General features: G+C 66.1%; 17 protein-coding genes. 9 read left to right on the forward strand and 8 right to left on the reverse strand.

Annotation, left to right across the window (positions count from 1 at the left end; translation table 11 throughout):
• The first annotated feature begins 97 nt into the window (after positions 1 to 97).
• From AZKH_RS10215 to AZKH_RS10230, 4 genes are all read left to right on the forward strand, one after another.
• Positions 98 to 886 carry a hypothetical protein gene (locus AZKH_RS10215; RefSeq protein ID WP_015435692.1) on the forward strand — a complete coding sequence of 263 codons (789 nt, stop codon included), beginning with the start codon at positions 98 to 100 and terminating at the stop codon, positions 884 to 886.
• Between the two features lie 9 nt (positions 887 to 895).
• Entirely contained in the window at positions 896 to 1,444 is a 549-nt protein-coding gene (locus AZKH_RS10220; protein WP_015435693.1) for a YaeQ family protein, read from the forward strand.
• A gap of 133 nt (positions 1,445 to 1,577) precedes the next feature.
• Positions 1,578 to 2,531 (forward strand): hypothetical protein, encoded by a 954-nt coding sequence (locus tag AZKH_RS10225; RefSeq protein WP_015435694.1) that lies wholly within the window; start codon positions 1,578 to 1,580, stop codon positions 2,529 to 2,531.
• A 109-nt stretch (positions 2,532 to 2,640) separates the two neighbouring features.
• The gene (locus AZKH_RS10230; protein WP_015435695.1) at positions 2,641 to 3,960 is read left to right on the forward strand and encodes a hemolysin family protein; all 1,320 of its coding nucleotides are present in this window, start codon (positions 2,641 to 2,643) and stop codon (positions 3,958 to 3,960) included.
• A gap of 9 nt (positions 3,961 to 3,969) precedes the next feature.
• On the opposite strand, the gene AZKH_RS10235 is transcribed toward AZKH_RS10230, so the two are convergent.
• From AZKH_RS10235 to AZKH_RS10245, 3 genes are read right to left on the reverse strand one after another with little or no spacing between them, the layout of a single operon-like run.
• Positions 3,970 to 5,490, reverse strand: a complete 1,521-nt coding sequence (locus tag AZKH_RS10235) for an aldehyde dehydrogenase family protein (RefSeq protein WP_015435696.1) — start codon at positions 5,488 to 5,490, stop codon at positions 3,970 to 3,972.
• Between the two features lie 57 nt (positions 5,491 to 5,547).
• The gene (locus AZKH_RS10240) at positions 5,548 to 6,429 is read right to left on the reverse strand and encodes an SAM-dependent methyltransferase (protein ID WP_015435697.1); all 882 of its coding nucleotides are present in this window, start codon (positions 6,427 to 6,429) and stop codon (positions 5,548 to 5,550) included.
• A 4-nt stretch (positions 6,430 to 6,433) separates the two neighbouring features.
• Entirely contained in the window at positions 6,434 to 6,991 is a 558-nt protein-coding gene (locus AZKH_RS10245; protein WP_015435698.1) for a DUF1415 domain-containing protein, read from the reverse strand.
• Between the two features lie 87 nt (positions 6,992 to 7,078).
• Here AZKH_RS10245 and ylqF point away from each other — a divergent pair, with 87 nt between their 5' ends.
• Positions 7,079 to 7,987, forward strand: coding sequence for a ribosome biogenesis GTPase YlqF (gene ylqF, locus AZKH_RS10250; RefSeq protein ID WP_015435699.1), 909 nt, complete (start codon positions 7,079 to 7,081; stop codon positions 7,985 to 7,987).
• Here the strand turns inward: ylqF and AZKH_RS10255 are convergent.
• Positions 7,953 to 8,162: a dodecin gene (locus tag AZKH_RS10255; protein WP_015435700.1), complete on the reverse strand. Its 210-nt coding sequence runs from the start codon at positions 8,160 to 8,162 to the stop codon at positions 7,953 to 7,955. The genes ylqF and AZKH_RS10255 overlap by 35 nt on opposite strands.
• A 240-nt stretch (positions 8,163 to 8,402) precedes the next feature.
• Here AZKH_RS10255 and AZKH_RS10260 point away from each other — a divergent pair, with 240 nt between their 5' ends.
• The 4 genes from AZKH_RS10260 (at position 8,403) to AZKH_RS10275 (ending at position 11,842) form a co-directional block, all read left to right on the forward strand.
• Positions 8,403 to 9,605, forward strand: coding sequence for a YbfB/YjiJ family MFS transporter (locus AZKH_RS10260; protein WP_015435701.1), 1,203 nt, complete (start codon positions 8,403 to 8,405; stop codon positions 9,603 to 9,605).
• A gap of 62 nt (positions 9,606 to 9,667) precedes the next feature.
• Positions 9,668 to 11,296, forward strand: coding sequence for an NAD(P)/FAD-dependent oxidoreductase (locus AZKH_RS10265; RefSeq protein WP_015435702.1), 1,629 nt, complete (start codon positions 9,668 to 9,670; stop codon positions 11,294 to 11,296).
• Entirely contained in the window at positions 11,293 to 11,508 is a 216-nt protein-coding gene (locus tag AZKH_RS10270) for a SlyX family protein (RefSeq protein WP_015435703.1), read from the forward strand. Before AZKH_RS10265 ends, AZKH_RS10270 begins: the two co-directional genes overlap by 4 nt.
• Before the next feature lie 88 nt (positions 11,509 to 11,596).
• On the forward strand, positions 11,597 to 11,842 hold the full coding sequence (locus AZKH_RS10275) for a CDGSH iron-sulfur domain-containing protein (RefSeq protein ID WP_015435704.1): 246 nt from the start codon (positions 11,597 to 11,599) through the stop codon (positions 11,840 to 11,842).
• A gap of 23 nt (positions 11,843 to 11,865) precedes the next feature.
• Here AZKH_RS10275 and AZKH_RS10280 read toward each other — a convergent pair whose 3' ends face one another.
• The 4 genes from AZKH_RS10280 to AZKH_RS10295 all read right to left on the reverse strand — a co-directional run bounded on the left by AZKH_RS10280 (position 11,866) and on the right by AZKH_RS10295 (position 15,746).
• A complete protein-coding gene (locus AZKH_RS10280; protein ID WP_015435705.1) occupies positions 11,866 to 12,303 on the reverse strand; it encodes a hypothetical protein in 438 nt (145 codons plus the stop codon).
• Between the two features lie 145 nt (positions 12,304 to 12,448).
• Positions 12,449 to 13,468 carry a GTP-binding protein gene (locus AZKH_RS10285; RefSeq protein WP_015435706.1) on the reverse strand — a complete coding sequence of 340 codons (1,020 nt, stop codon included), beginning with the start codon at positions 13,466 to 13,468 and terminating at the stop codon, positions 12,449 to 12,451.
• A gap of 9 nt (positions 13,469 to 13,477) precedes the next feature.
• Positions 13,478 to 13,672: a YbdD/YjiX family protein gene (locus AZKH_RS10290; protein WP_015435707.1), complete on the reverse strand. Its 195-nt coding sequence runs from the start codon at positions 13,670 to 13,672 to the stop codon at positions 13,478 to 13,480.
• A gap of 4 nt (positions 13,673 to 13,676) precedes the next feature.
• Entirely contained in the window at positions 13,677 to 15,746 is a 2,070-nt protein-coding gene (locus tag AZKH_RS10295; protein WP_015435708.1) for a carbon starvation CstA family protein, read from the reverse strand.
• Positions 15,747 to 15,906: the final 160 nt, after the last annotated feature.

A 15,906-nucleotide genomic window follows, 5' to 3' on the forward strand; every position in this document is an offset into this window, starting at 1 on the left:
CATGGTGCCATTGTCGCAGGATTTGGATACGACCGAGGGATTTGCCCGCGCGGCGCCCGGAGGCGAGAATAGATCCTTTTTTCCGCGGAAGCCGAGCATGACCGACGACGCACGTACATCGCCCTCGAATTCCATTCCCGTCGATACGCTGGCCCCGGTGGTCGGTGTCGATGGCCAGAAGCTGGCCGCGCGCATGGCGCAGGATGCGTTTGCCCAGGTGTTCCGCTTGAGTTTCTCTGACGACGAAGGCGAGCGGGTTCGCGGGCTGGAGGCGTTGCGGGAGGCCTTGCGAAAATGGAGCGACGCGGCGGGCGAGGACGATGCCCGCGCCCTGCGCCTCGCGATGGTCGTCGCCGGGCTTGACCAATGGGGGCTGGCGTATAGCCAGGCCTTCGATCTGGTGGCGATCCCGGCCCTGTCCGAGTTGATCGGCGCCTTGCGCACCGCGCTCGATGCGTCGCAGGAGGCGCGCTTCCTGCAGCAATTTGCGGCGATCGATGCGCTCGAAGGCAACGCCATCGATTTCAAGATCGATCTGCGGCGCGGCATCCACCTCGCGCTGTGGCACGCGATGATCGCGAGCGAAGAGCGCGAGCAGGCGACGGCGATCCTGACGCGACTCGGGGGCATGATGTTCGCGCTGATCCAGGTGATGCCCGAGCTGGGCTGGCGCCTGGTGGCCGATGCGCTCGCCAACATCCAGATCCAGTGTCTGGCCGAAGGGCTTGCCGCCGAGGGGCTGGCGCGCGAGATGAATGAGGCGCTTTTTGCCGCACTCGCCACGGAGCTGCGCGTCGATTGCCGCGACCGGGTGATGGCGCACGCGACGCAGGCGGTGCTCGCATGGCAGCGGGCGCGCCGGCCGGCGTCGGGACAGATTCATTAAGGATATTTCATGGCGTTGAAGGCGACCATCTACAAGGCGGATCTCTCTGTCGCCGACATGGACCGGGGTTATTACGGCGATCACAACCTGACGATCGCGCGCCACCCGTCCGAAACGGACGAGCGGATGATGGTGCGCCTGCTCGCGTTCGGGCTCCACGCCGATCCGGCGCTGACCTTCGGCAAGGGTCTGTGCGTGGACGACGAGCCCGACCTGTGGCAGAAGGACCTGACGGGGGCGATCCAGCGCTGGATCGACGTCGGCCAGCCGGACGAGAAGTGGATCCGGAAGGCCTGCGGGCGAGCCGACGAGGTGGTCGTGATCAGCTACGGGCGGGCGTCCGATGTATGGTGGAACGGGGTGCGGGACAAGGTTGCGCGGCTCGGGAATCTGACCGTGTGGAATCTCGACAGTGACATCGCGCCTGCGCTGGCCGCACTGACGAAGCGGACGATGCGGCTGCAATGCACGGTGCAGGACGGGCAGGTCTGGATGACCGACGGGGCCGAGACGGTGGTCGTCGAGCCGAAGCGGCTGATGGGGCCGCAGGCGGCCTGAGCGGCTCCGCGTTCGCGTCACGCTGGTCGGCGTGACGATATTCCGCATCGCTGCATCGTGGCGTTGGCGTTTTTCGCACGGGCGCTTTAGAGTTGCGTCATGTCGGGTTCCGACTGCGATGGTGGAGATAGCCATGAGGCGAGAGCTGGCGGCGTGTATCCTCATTGGATGGGCCGGAGGGGTGGGTGCTGCCGATTCGGTGGCGCCGCAGACGCCGGCGGAATCCGACGATCGTGACAGCGTGCTCGTAGGGGGGCGTGAAGCCCTGCGTGGTCTCACGGAGCGGGTCGCGACCGAGGTCGACAGCTGGTTCGGCGACAAGCCTTTCCGCGAAGGGGGGCGGGTGTCCGGCAGCATCGGCTTCAAGGCCTTGTTTCGCCAGGGCGATTCGCCCGACACGAGCGTTCGCTTCCAGGCCCAGGTCAATCTGCCGAATCTGAACGACAAGGGCTATCTGTTCTTCGGGCGGGACAACGAGCGCGAGCTGGTGACCGACCAGCCCGACACTTTTTCGCGTCGGGAACTGCTCCTCAACGAGCGGCCGCGAACCGAGCAGACGGCTTTCGGCGGTGTCGGCTACCGCTTTCTCGACTTGTTCGACTTGCGCGCGGGCGTGCGTAAGGCTTACAAACCGTATGTGCAGGCACGCTATCGCAAGGTCTTCGGGCTGACGGCACACGATGCGCTGGATTTCCGCGAGACGCTCTTCTGGAACACGGATGACGGCGTCGGTTCGACGACGGCCCTGAATTTCACCCACGCCTATACGCCGACCCTTGCGCTGCGCTGGCAGAATGCCGGTACGATATCCCAGGATTCCGATGGCACGGAGTGGTTCTCGAGTCTTGGCCTGTTCAAGAACCTGTCGGAGATGCGGACGGTATCGTTCGAGGGGCTCGTCAGAGGCGAGACGGCCGGCCCGAACGATATCAAGGAGTATGGCGTGAGGCTGACCTGGGAGCAGCCCGTCTTCCGGGACTGGACCTTCGTTCAGGTCAGCCTGGGGCACTTCTGGCCGAGGGGCGAGGCGGATTCCGGTCGCAGTCGCCAATGGTCCATGGGACTCGGCGTCGAACTGCGGTTCTGACTTTCCGCCATCGACCCCCGCCGAGGCCCTGCAGCGCGTCGGCGTATTTGCCGCAGCATCGCTATTTGTCTTGTCTGCCCGTCCTGTCGGCGGCAGGGGGAGCCGTTTTGTGAGTTTCAAGGATCAACTGCTGATCATTGCGTTGCTGATTGCACTGAGTGCCTTTTTTTCGATCGCGGAAATTTCGCTCGCGGCCGCGCGCAAGATCAAGCTGCGCATGATGGCGCAGGATGGCAACGCGGCGGCGGGGCGGGTGCTGAAGCTGCAGGAGAACCCAGGACATTTCTTCACCGTGGTGCAGGTCGGGCTGAACGCGATTGCGATTCTTGGCGGGATCGTCGGCGAGTCCACGTTTTCGCCGGCGCTGGAGCAGGCGATCGGCCTCGTCTACCGCGGCGAGATGCTGGAGACGATCAGTTTCGTGCTGTCGTTCGCCGTGGTCACGTCGCTCTTCGTGCTTTTCGCGGATCTCATCCCGAAGCGGCTGGGCATGATCGCGCCGGAGCGGATCGCGGTCGCAGTGGTCAAGCCGATCCAGTTCTGCCTGGTGGTCTTGGCGCCGGTCGTGTGGGTCTTCGACGGGCTTGCGAGCTGGCTGTTCCGGTTGTTCAAGCTGCCGGACCGCCGGCCCGAGGACATCACCTCCGACGAGATCGTCGCGATGGCCGATGCGGGGGCGCAGACCGGCGCCGTGCTCAAGCAGGAGCGGCAGCTGATCGCGAACGTGTTCGAGCTGGATGTGCGTACCGTCGCGTCGGCGATGACTTCGCGCGAGAGCATCGTCTATTTCACGCTCGACGAGCCCGAGGAGAGCATCCGCGCGAAGCTCGCCGATCAGCCGCACGGCCGCTTTCCGGTGTGCGACGGGCCGATCGATTCAGTCGTCGGATATGTCGACCTGAAGGACATCTTCGCCCGCATCCTGTCGGGCCGGAAGCTGGCGCTCGGCTCGGATCCGGTCGTGCGCACCGTGCTGGTGATCCCGGAGTCGCTGACGCTGTTCGAGGCGCTGGAGCGCTTCCGTAGTGCGGGCGAGGATTTTGCGCTGATCGTCAATGAATACGCGCTGATCGTCGGCATGCTGACCTTGCAGGACGTGATGAGCACGATGATGGGCGAGCTTGCGGGCAATCCGGAAGAGCTTATCGTCAGGCGCGACGAGGATTCGTGGCTGATCGACGGCGTGACGCCGGTGGCGGATGTGCTGAATGCGCTGGGCATCGATGAATTCCCGGAGAGCGAAAACTACGAGACGATCGCCGGATTCATGATGTACACGCTGCGCAAGGTGCCCAAGCGCACCGATACCGTGACGCTTGGCGAGTTCAAGTTCGAGGTCGTGGACATCGATCATTACCGGATCGACCAGCTGCTCGTGACGCGCGCGAAGCCGGGTGGCGACGCGTCCGGCGGTGCACCGGCCGGTTGAAGGCGCAGTTCAGGTCTCGTCGAGGCCGAAGCGGATGCCCTGCGCGAGCGGCAGTTCACCCGAATAGTTGATCGTGCAGGTCGCGCGGCGCATGTAGGCCTTCCAGGCGTCCGAGCCGGATTCGCGGCCGCCACCGGTATCCTTTTCCCCGCCGAAGGCACCTCCGATTTCGGCGCCCGACGGGCCGATATTGACGTTGGCGATGCCGCAGTCGCTGCCCGTCGCGGACAGGAAGCGTTCCGCTTCCATCAGGTCGCGCGTGAAGATCGATGACGCGAGGCCTTGCGGCACGTCGTTATGCAGCGCGATCGCTTCGTCGAGCTCGCGGTAGCGCAGCACGTAGAGGATCGGTGCGAAGGTTTCGCGTCGCACGACCGGGGTCTGGGCGGGCATTTCGACGAGGGCCGGGCGACGGTAACAGCCGGCGCCGCATTCGGGGATCGTCACCGGCTCGCCGCCGTGCACCCGGCCGCCGTCGGTACGGGCTTCGGCAAGCGCGGCGTCCATCGCGCCGCCGGCTGCGGTATCGATCAGGGGACCGACGAGCGTGCCGTCCGTGAGCGGATTGCCGACTGGCGCACGTCGCCACAGGGTACTGAGCCGTTCGACGAGCGTGTCGGCGATCGTCTCATGGACGATCAGGCGGCGCAGCGTCGTGCAACGCTGACCCGCTGTGCCGACGGCGGCAAAGAGGATGGCGTGTTCCGCGAGCGACAGATCGGCGCTGGGGCAGACGATCGCGCCGTTGTTGCCGCCGAGTTCGAGGATCGAGCGTCCGAGGCGGGCCGCGACGCGCGGGGCGAGCGCCTTGCCCATCGCGCAGGAGCCGGTCGCGGACAACACGGCGATGCGTGAATCGTCGGCGAGCACGGTGGCGAGTTCGCGATCGCCGATCAGGACTTCGAGCAGGCCGGCGGGGATGTCATCGAGTTCCCGGCTCGCGGTCTCGAAGAGGGCCGCGCAGGCGAGCGCCGTGAGCGGTGTGCGGTCGGAGGGTTTCCAGACGACGCTGTCGCCGCAAACCCAGGCGAGCGCCGCATTCCACGCCCAGACCGCGACGGGGAAGTTGAAGGCCGATACGACGCCGACGACGCCGGCCGGATGCCATTGCTCCATCATGCGGTGTCCGGGGCGTTCGCTGGCGATCGTCAGGCCATGCAATTGCCGCGACAGGCCGCAGGCGAAGTCGCAGATGTCGATCATCTCCTGGACTTCGCCGAGGCCTTCCTCGCGGATCTTGCCGGTCTCGATCGTCACGAGTTCGCCGAGGGCGGTCTTGTGCGTGCGCAGCAGGTTGCCGAAGCGGCGGACGAGTTCGCCGCGATGGGGGGCCGGCACGCTGCGCCAGGCGTCGAAGGCGTCGCGGGCACGGTCGAGCGCGGCGTCGGCGCCAGCGGGCGTGTCGGGCGCGATGTGGGCCAGCGTCGAGCCGTCGATGGGGCTGCGCACCGGCAGCGTTCCGCCTTCGAGCTGTTGCGGCGCGACGCCGAGCAGGTGAAGCAGCGATACCGTTGCGGATGCGAGTGCCATGGCTCCCTCCGGGGCGGTCGATGCCCGGTGGACCCGCAGGGAGCATGGATGTTCCGATCAGTATGCGAAGCGCGGGGCGAGCTCTTCCAGGTTGAGTTCGCTGAGGATCTGTTCGAGGCGCTCGCGCGCGTTGCCGCGACGCTGGCCGGTCGCGCGGGCGACGATCAGCTCGTTCTTCATCGAGTGTTCCCAGCCGACGAGCTCGGTGACGGTCAGTTGGTAGCCGTGCGCTTCGAGGAGCAGGCAGCGCAGGACGTTCGTGAGCTGGCTGCCGAACTCGCGGGTGTGGATCGGGTGGCGCCAGATCTCAGAGAGCGGCGTCCTGGCGAAGGATTCGCTCTTGTGCTTGCGCAGCACGGAGGCGACTTCGGCCTGGCAGCAGGGCACGAGCACGATGAAACGGGCGTGCTTTTCGAGGGCGAAGCGGATCGCGTCGTCGGTCGCGGTATTGCACGCGTGGAGCGCCGTGACGATGTCGATGCGTTCTGGCAGCTCGGTCGAGCCGATCGATTCCTCGACCGTCAGGTTGAGGAAAGACATACGCCCGAAACCGAGGCGGTCGGCCAGTTCGCGCGACTTCGCGACGAGTTCGTCGCGCGTCTCGATGCCGTACACGCGGCCTTGCTCTTTGGCCTTCAGGAAGAGGTCGTAGAGGATGAAGCCGAGGTAGGACTTGCCCGCGCCATGGTCGGCGAGCGTCAGGTCGCCGCGCTCGGCGAGCACCTCTTCCATCAGCCGTTCGATGAAGTTGTAGAGGTGGTAGACCTGCTTGAGCTTGCGGCGGCTGTCCTGGTTGAGCTTGCCGTCGCGCGTGAGGATGTGGAGTTCCTTCAGCAGTTCGACAGACTGGCCTGGGCGGAGCTCGGCGAGCAGGGGATCGGGCGAGGCCGGCTTCGCTGCGGGTGCGCTCCTGTGGGCTTTGTGGGGTTTGGCGGACATGGACTTACTTGTCGTCGTAGTCGCCGGGAATCCCCAACGCCTTCCAGCCGTCCTTGCCGAGCTTCTTCATCGTCTCGATGTTGCGTTCGTAGATCGTCTCCGCGTTCGGGAAAGCCGCGACGGCGCGCTCGACGCTTTCTTCGCGCAGCAGATGCAGGGTCGGGAAGGGCGAGCGGTTGGTGAAGTTCTCGATGTCGTCGGGTTCGCTGTCCTCGAACTGGAAGCGCGGGTGGAAGCTCGCGACCTGCAGCACGCCTTCGAGTTCGTGCTCGACGACGGCCTCTTCGGCGATCGCGGCGATCTCGTCGAAGTCGAGGAAGTCCTGGAAGAGCGTCGGGTGGACGAGGAGCGTGGTGTCGACTTCGGCCGGGTCGGCTTCGGCGAGGAATTCGAGTTCGCGGTCGAGGTCCTCGAGAAAGGCGTCGGTATGCTTCGCGTCGCTGACGACGATGCGGACCTGATTGTTCACATAGACGGATTTTGCGAACGGGCACAGGTTGAGCCCGATCACGGCCTTTTCCAGCCATTGCCGCGTGGCGGCGATCACTTCGTCACGATTCATGGGTATTCCTTGAAAGGCCGCCATTTTGCCCCAATCGGCACGCGATCGAGGCGATAATGCGCGCCTTGTCTACAGATTCAGTTTCCGATGCCCATCCAGTGGTTTCCCGGTCACATGACCTCGGCGCGCAAGAAAGCGGCCGAGACCATGGCTTTGACCGATGTCGTGATCGAAGTGCTCGACGCCCGCATTCCCGAGGCGAGCAGCAATCCGATGATTCGCGAGCTGCGTCTCTTCCGTCAGCGTCCGTGCCTGAAGATCCTCAACAAGACGGATCTGGCGGACCCGGTCGCGACGCGCGCATGGCTGGACTACTTCAACAGCCAGCCGGGCGTGAAGGCGGTGGCCTTGTCATGCAAGAAGCCAGGCGACGTCGCGCGCGTGCCGGCCCTGTGCCAGGGCCTCGCGCCGCACCGGAACGATGGCACGAAGCCGCTGCGCATCATGATCATGGGCATCCCGAACGTGGGCAAATCGACGATGATGAATGCGCTGCTCAAGCGCCGGGTGGCGGCGGTCGGCGACGAGCCGGCGGTGACCAAGCAGCAGCAGACCTTCGACCTCGGCTCGCACACGACGATCACCGACACGCCGGGCCTGATGTGGCCGAAGATCGAGCACGATTCGGACGGCTTCATGCTCGCCGCGAGCCACGCGATCGGGCGCAATGCCGTGATCGACGAGGAGGTCGCGGAGTTCCTCGGCAACCTGCTGCTCGACCGCTATCCGGCGTTGCTGGCGAGCCGCTACGGCGTCGCGCCGGAACGGCTCGAAGCGCTCGACGGGGTCGGGGTCGTGGAGACGGTCGCGGCGAAGCGCGGCTGCCGCCTGAAGGGCGGCGCGCCGGATCTCGAGAAGGCCTCGCAGATCCTGCTCAACGACTACCGCAGCGGCGCGCTCGGGCGGATCAGTCTGGAGACGCCCGAAACCCGTCGCGCGATGCTCGCGCAGGACGGCGAGGTCACGACTCCAGCCGGAAACCCACCTTCAGCTTGACCTGGAAGTGCGCGATCTTGCCGTCGGTGATGTGGCCGCGAATCTCGGTCGCCTCGAACCAGTCCATATGACGGACGGTCTTCCCAGCGGTATCGATGGCGTTGCGGATGGCGTCATCGACGCTGACGGGGGAGGAACCGACTATTTCGACGAGCTTGTACACGTGGGCCGACATCGCACTCTCCTCGATGATTGATCGGGCAGCGCTCCCAGTATAGAGAAGGGTTCCGGTCTTGCCCGGCCGCGGGTGAGTAACGATCCGTGCGAGCCGTGGCGTGCGTCACGGTGCAGATGTCGTATTCCGTGCGGCAAGCTAGCGTGGTGCATCAAGCGTGCTTATGTCGTAATCAGGATTGCTTGCGCTGCTTCTCTCCATACCGTACCGTATCGAGTCAAACGATAAGGACAGCCCCTGATGAGAGAGCAGATGCAGCGGATGAAGGTCCTCGGCGCGGGGATCCTCAGCCTGATCCTGGTGATGGGCGTCGCGCGCTTCGCCTATACGCCGCTGCTGCCGCTGATGCAGGCGCAAGCCGGGCTGGGCGTTGCCGAAGGCGGATGGCTGGCGGCGTGGAACTACGCGGGCTACCTCACCGGCGCGCTGACGGCCTCGTTGATCAGCGACCTCGTGCTCAAGGACCGGCTGTACCGCATCGGGCTCGTCGTCGCAGTTGTCAGCACGGTGGCGATGGGGCTGACGACGGATGTGTTCTGGTGGTCCGTGTGGCGCTTCGTCGCGGGCTTGAGCAGCGCGTCGGGGATGCTCCTCGGCACCGGGCTGATCCTGAACTGGCTGATCCGGCATCAGCACCGCTCCGAGCTCGGTATCCACTTCACCGGCATCGGTCTCGGCATCGCCGGCTGCGCGGTCGCGGTGTGGGTGATGAGCCAGTGGTTCGACTGGCGGACGCAGTGGTTCATTTTGAGCGGGCTCGGCGTGCTGCTGCTGATTCCTGCGTGGCGCTGGCTGCCGCCGCCGGATCGCACGTCCTTCACGGTCGGCGGGCAGAAGATGGAGGACAATCCGCCCGGACCGGCCTTCATGCGCGTGTTCATGGCGGCGTATTTCTGCGCGGGCGTGGGCTACGTCGTCAGCGCGACTTTCATCGTCGCGATCGTCAACAAGCTTCCGGGGCTCGAAGGGCGGGGGGCGTTGGTCTTCCTCGTGCTGGGGTTGTCGGCCGTGCCGGCCTGCATCGTGTGGGACTTCATCGCCCGGCGCATCGGCTACCTGAATTCGCTGGTGCTGTCGTACGTGCTGCAGATCGCCGGCATCCTGCTGCCGCTCGCGGGCGGGTTGGCGCCGGCCTTGCTGGGCGCGCTGCTCTTCGGCGGCAACTTCATCGGCGCCGTGAGCCTGGTGCTGACGATGGCGGGGCGCTACTACCCGACGCGTCCGGCGAAGATGATGGGCAAGATGACGATCGCGTACGGCGTGGCGCAGATCCTCGGGCCAGCGGTGACGGGCTGGCTCGCGGCGGGGAGGGGGAGCTATGCCGACGGGCTGTATGTCGCGGCGGCGGTGATGGCGGTCGGCACGGTGCTTGTGCTGGTGCTGAAGGGCATCGAGGTGAGAGAGAACGCTGCGATTGCAGTAGCCGGCAGCGATCCCGTTTAGAATGCGGCCCTCCGGCGCGTGCGCCGGAACCGTTGCCGAACTGGATCACTGGACTCCCCCGAATGTTGCGAATTACCGAACTCAGGCTGCCGCTCGATCATCCCGAGGGCGCGCTGAGCGACGCGATCGTTGCGCGCCTTGCGATCGAACCCGACGAACTGCTCGACTTCACCGTCCATAAGCGCGGCTACGACGCCCGCAAGCGCGGTGCGATCATGCTGATCTACACGGTCGACGTGAAAGTCGCCGACGAGCCCGCGCTGCTGCAGAAGTTCGAGTCGGATCGCCACATCTCGCCGACGCCGGACATGAATTACCGCTTCGTCGGCAATGCGCCGGAACAGCTCGCGCATCGGCCCGTCGTGATCGGCTTCGGGCCCTGCGGCATCTTCGCGGCGCTGATTCTGGCGCAGATGGGTTTCCGGCCGATCGTGCTTGAACGCGGCAAGGCGGTGCGCGAGCGCACGAAGGACACCTGGGGCCTGTGGCGCAAGAACGTGCTGAACCCGGAGTCGAACGTGCAGTTCGGCGAAGGCGGCGCCGGGACCTTCTCCGACGGCAAGCTCTACAGCCAGATCAAGGACCCGAAGCACTACGGCCGCAAGGTGCTGACGGAGTTCGTAAAGGCCGGTGCGCCGGAGGAGATCCTCTACGTCAGCAAGCCGCACATCGGCACCTTCCGCCTGGTCACGATGGTCGAGAACCTGCGCGCGGACATCGAGGCGCTGGGCGGCGAGATCCGCTTCAAGCAGCGCGTGAGCGATGTTCTGATCGAGGACGGCCAGGTGCGAGGTGTGATGATCGAGGGCGGCGGCGAGATCCGCAGCGACCACGTCGTGCTCGCGCTCGGTCACAGCGCACGCGACACCTTCGAGATGCTGCATGCGCGCGGCGTGTTTATGGAGGCGAAGCCGTTCTCGGTGGGCTTCCGCATCGAGCATCCGCAGTCGCTGATCGACAACGCGCGCTTCGGCCCCCAGGCGGGGCATCCGATTCTGGGGGCGGCGGACTACAAGCTCGTGCATCACGCAAAGAACGGGCGGGGCGTGTATAGCTTCTGCATGTGTCCGGGCGGCACGGTGGTCGCGGCGACCTCAGAACCGGAACGTGTCGTCACGAACGGCATGAGCCAGTATTCGCGCAATGAGCGCAACGCGAACGCCGGCATCGTCGTCGGTATCACGCCGGAGGATTTCCCCTCGGCCGGACCGCTTGCCGGGATCGACTTCCAGCGCAAGTGGGAGTCGCGCGCGTACGAACTGGGCGGTGGCGATTACGTCGCGCCAGCGCAGTTGGTCGGCGACTTCATCAAGGGGCAGCCGTCGGTGGTGCTCGGTTCGGTCGAACCTTCGTACAAGCCGGGCGTGAAGCTCACGGACCTCGCGACCAGCCTGCCGGACTATGCGATCCAGGCGGTGCGCGAGGCGCTGCCGGCTTTCGAGCGGCAGATCAAAGGGTTCTCGATGCGCGACGCGGTGTTGACCGGCGTGGAGACGCGAACCTCGTCGCCGCTGCGGATCACACGCGGTAACGACTGCCAGAGCCTCAACGTGCGGGGGCTCTTCCCGGCGGGTGAGGGGGCGGGCTACGCAGGCGGTATCCTGTCGGCGGGTGTGGACGGCATCCGCGTCGCCGAAGCTGTGGCGCGGTCGATCCTGGGTGAGAGCGCCCCGGTGCTGGAGGAGGCATGATGGACGGTTCGATCGAGGAGCGCTTTGCGCGCATCGAAAGCAAGCTCGCGCTCGCCGAGGATACGGTCGACGCGCTCAATATGACGGTGTTCCGGCAGCAGAAGCAGATCGAACGCCTGCAGACGCAGCTCGCGGAAATGCATCGCCAGATGGCGACGCTGAAGCCCGATTCGCGGCGCGATTTGCGCGACGAAATTCCGCCGCACTACTAGATTCCGCTTGCGCGCTACCGTTGGGTGCCTAGATTGAACCTGTGCGGGCGCGGTACGTCCTTGCGTCCACGTCGTCTAGGAGAGCCTCATGAGCGAGCCGAGTCCGAATGTCGCGCAAAAGGGACCGTACGCGGTCGAGCTGAAGGCCGGCGAGACTTACTTCTGGTGTCAATGCGGCAACAGCAAGCACCAGCCGTTCTGCGACGGCTCGCACAAGGGCGGGCCGTTCCGACCGGTGCAGTTCGTCGCGGAGAAGAGTGAAACGGCCTATCTTTGCGGCTGCAAGCATTCGGGGCATAAGCCCTTCTGTGACGGGACGCACAAGAACGTGTAGCCGAAATGGCGAGCGGCGCCCGCTCAACGTCTGATGAAGACCGGGCAGTCGTAACCTTCGGGACACAGCATGCGCACGAGCAACTGGGGGCGCTCCTCGTCCCACGACCACTCGGTCGGATAGCTGAAGATGCGGATCTTCCACATCTTGCCGTTGCTCAGGGCGGGGGCGTGCTGGCTGACAAAGCGGTCGAGGTCCTCGAGCCTGCCCTCGTGCAGCAGGCGATGGGCCTCGTCGAGCGCGATGAGTTCCGGCGGATCGACCGTCTCGTCGATCGGCGGCTCGTCGCCGCGGTCCCGGATGCAGGCGATGTAGTGGATCGGTGCATCGCGCTGCTCCGCAGAGATCCAGCAGTCGAATGCCATCTTCGGGCGCGGCTGCGGCGGCTCCTGTGCGTGCACCGCGGGAAGCGCCACAAGCGCCGCGGCGAACAGCCGCCTTCGGAGTGCGGGAAGGTCCATGGCAGCCCCCTTCGGGTGCGGGTCGGCGCCGCCAGCCGAAATTCGCCGGCGGCCCCAGCTATTATGTGCCCGGCATTGCGCGCGGGCAACCGATGCTCGCGCCGAACGTCGCCGCCGGGCCGACGTGGGGGCGGAGGGGCTCAGCTCACCTTGGCACGCAGTCGGCAAAGCCGGCACGCAGTTCGGCCTCCGGGAGCCGGCGGCCGATCAGCACGATCCGGGAGCGCCGCGCGTCGGCGACGCTCCATGGCGAGCCGTAGTCGAAGCCGGCGAGCCGATGCACGCCCTGGAAGACGAGGCGGTTCGGCTGGGCGGGGATCGCGAGCACGCCCTTGTAGCGCAGCAGGTCGTCGCCGTGGCGATCGAGAATGCCCTGCACGAAGGCGCCGATGCGGTCGAGGTCGACGTCGCCGGCGTGTTCCAGCAGCAGCGCGCCGACTTCGTCCGGGTGGTTGCGGCGCCCGAACGCGTTGGCGGCGCCGGCTGCGGCGGGCCGGAAGCGCGGGGCGTCGTTCGCGAGCAGCGTCTCGTTGAGGTTGAAGCCGCGGATGTCGAGCAGGAAGGCGAGGTCGAGCGGTCCGGTCGCGGCAAGTCGCCGGATCGGGGCGCGCGGGTTGATGCGGGCGAGGCGTTCGGCGAGGGCGTCGAATCGCTCGTCCGCGATGCCTTCGCTCTTCGAGACGAGCAGGCGGTCGGCGAAGCCGATCTGCTTCAGCAGCACCGGATGTTCGTCGAGTTGTCGCGGCGCGTGGATCGCGTCGACGACGGCGAGCACGGCGTCGAGGAGGTAGCTGTCGGCTAGCTCCGGTTCGGCGAAGAAGGTCTGCACGACCGGGCCGGGGGCGGCGAGGCCGGTCGTCTCGATGACGATGCGGTCGAAGGCGAGCTCGCCGGCGTCGCGGCGCGCCTTGAGGTCGAGGAGACTCTTCGCGAGGTCGCCGCGGATGGTGCAGCACAGACAGCCGTTGGTCATCTCGACGACTTCCGCGGTCTGTTGCACCAGCAGCTCGCTGTCGATGTTGACCGGCCCGAACTCGTTCTCGATGACCGCGATGCGCTGGCCGCTCGCCTCGGCGAGGATGCGGTTCAGCAGCGTGGTCTTGCCGGCGCCGAGGAAGCCGGTGAGCAGGGTCACCGGGATGGGCGAGGCGTTGGTGTTTTCCATGTCGTCCACCTAACAGCAGCGGCCGGAGCCTCCGCCGTAGCGGGCCTCCTGCCGTTCGCGGAAGAATTCCTCGTAGCTCATCACCGGGCGGTCCGGGTGCGTCGCCTTCATGTGCGCGACGTAGGTGTCGTAGTCGGGCAGGCCCACCATCAGGCGGGCGGCCTGCCCGAGATACTTGCCGAGCTTGGAGAGGTCGTTGAACACGCGCCTACGCCGCGGCGCCCTGCGACGCGGTGCCCGACGCGCCGACTTCCTGCGTGGTCGGATGCGCGACGCGGTAGGCCTGCCAGCATGAGCGCAGGCCGTAGACCAGGATGCTCACGACGACGAGCATGAAGAACACGGAGAGGCCGGCGTCGATCTGGTTGTTGAGGATGATCTGCTGCATCTGGTCGACCGTCTTGGCCGGAGCGAGCAGTTCGCCGCGCTCGAGCGCCGCCTTGTAGCGCGAGACCTGGGCGAGGAAGCCCACCTTCGGGTTCGCGTCGAAGACTTTCTGCCAGCCGGCGGTCAGCGTGCAGGCGAGCAACCACACGGTGGGAGCCAGCGTGACCCAGGCGAAACGCTCGCGCTTCATCTTGAAGAGCACTACGGTCGCGAGGATCAGTGCGACGGCGGCGAGCATCTGGTTCGAGATGCCGAAGAGCGGCCACAGCGTGTTGATGCCGCCGAGCGGATCGACGACGCCCTGGTACAGGAAGTAGCCCCAGGTGGCGACGCACAAGGCGGTGGCGATGGCGTTGCCGACCCAGGAGTCGGTGCGCTTCATCGCGGGCACGACGGTGCCGAGGAGATCCTGCAGCATGAAGCGGCCCGCGCGGGTGCCGGCATCGACGGCGGTGAGGATGAAGAGGGCTTCGAAGAGGATCGTGAAGTGGTACCAGAAGCCCATCATGCCGGTGCCGCCGAACATCACCGAGAAGATCTGCGCCATGCCGACGGCGAGCGTCGGTGCGCCGCCGGCGCGGGCGATGATGCTGTGCTCGCCGACCGCGGCGGCCGTGCTCGTCAGGAGCTCGGGCGTGACGACGAAGCCCCAGTTCGAGATGACCTGCGCGGCGGTCTCGGCGGTCGGGCCGAGCACGGCGAGCGGGCTGTTCATCGCGAAGTAGATGCCCGGATCGATGATCGAGGCGGCAATCAGCGCCATGATCGCGACGAAGGACTCCATCAGCATGCCGCCGTAGCCGATGAAGCGGGCGTGCGTTTCGTTCTCGATCAGCTTGGGCGTGGTGCCGGAGGCGATCAGCGAGTGGAAGCCGGAGACGGCGCCGCAGGCGATGGTGATGAAGAGGAAGGGGAAAAGGTTGCCGGCCCAGACCGGTCCGGTCCCGTCGATGAAGCGGGTGACGGAGGGCATCTTCAGGTCGGGGGCGACGAAGGCGATGCCGACGGCGAGCGCGACGATCGCACCGATCTTGAGGAAGGTCGACAGGTAATCGCGCGGCGCGAGCAGCAGCCACACCGGCAGCACCGAGGCGACGAAGCCGTAGCCGATCAGCATCCAGGTGAGCTGTTTGCCGTTGAAGGTGAAGAGCGGCGCCCAGGTTTCGCTCGCGGCGACCTGTCCGCCGCCGATGATCGCGAGCATCAGCAGCACGAAGCCGATCACCGACACCTCGCCGATCTGCCCGGGACGGATGTAGCGGGTGTAGAGGCCCATGAAGATCGCGATGGGAATCGTCGCCGCGACCGTGAAGGTGCCCCAGGGGCTTTCGGCGAGGGCTTTCACGACGATCAGGGCGAGCACGGCGAGGATGATCACCATGATCATGAAGGTGCCGAAGAGCGCGATCACGCCGGGTACGGGGCCGAGTTCGGATTTCACCAAGTCGCCGAGCGAACGGCCGTCGCGGCGCGTCGAGACGAAGAGGACCAGGAAGTCCTGCACCGCGCCGGCGAAGACCACACCCGCGAGGATCCACAGCATGCCCGGCAGGTAGCCCATCTGTGCGGCGAGCACCGGGCCGACGAGCGGGCCGGCGCCGGCGATGGCGGCGAAGTGGTGGCCGAAGAGCACGTACTTGTTCGTCGGCACGTAGTCGAGGCCGTCGTTGTGACGGTAGGCGGGGGTGGTGCGGTTCGGGTCCAGCGACATCACCTTGTCGGCGATGAACAGGCTGTAATAGCGGTACGCGATGAGGTAGACGCAGACGGCGGCGACGACGATCCACAGGGCGTTGATCGTTTCGCCGCGGTTGAGCGCGATGTATCCGAGCGCGGATGCGCCGAGGACCGCGAGCACGGCTCCCGCCGCATGTCTTGTGAGACTTGTCATTTCACTCCTCCTTTGTCCGGGCGGCCTTTTGCATAGGCTCTGGTCGTACCGGACGGGGTCCGGGCTCCGGCACCCTGCCGGAGATTGGCCGCGACTTTGGCCCCAAACGGTCTTGCGGACCATTCGCAGTACTACTTTGCGGGTCTGCGTAGTACTACGT

Source organism: Azoarcus sp. KH32C, assembly GCF_000349945.1.
Lineage (GTDB): Bacteria > Pseudomonadota > Gammaproteobacteria > Burkholderiales > Rhodocyclaceae > Aromatoleum.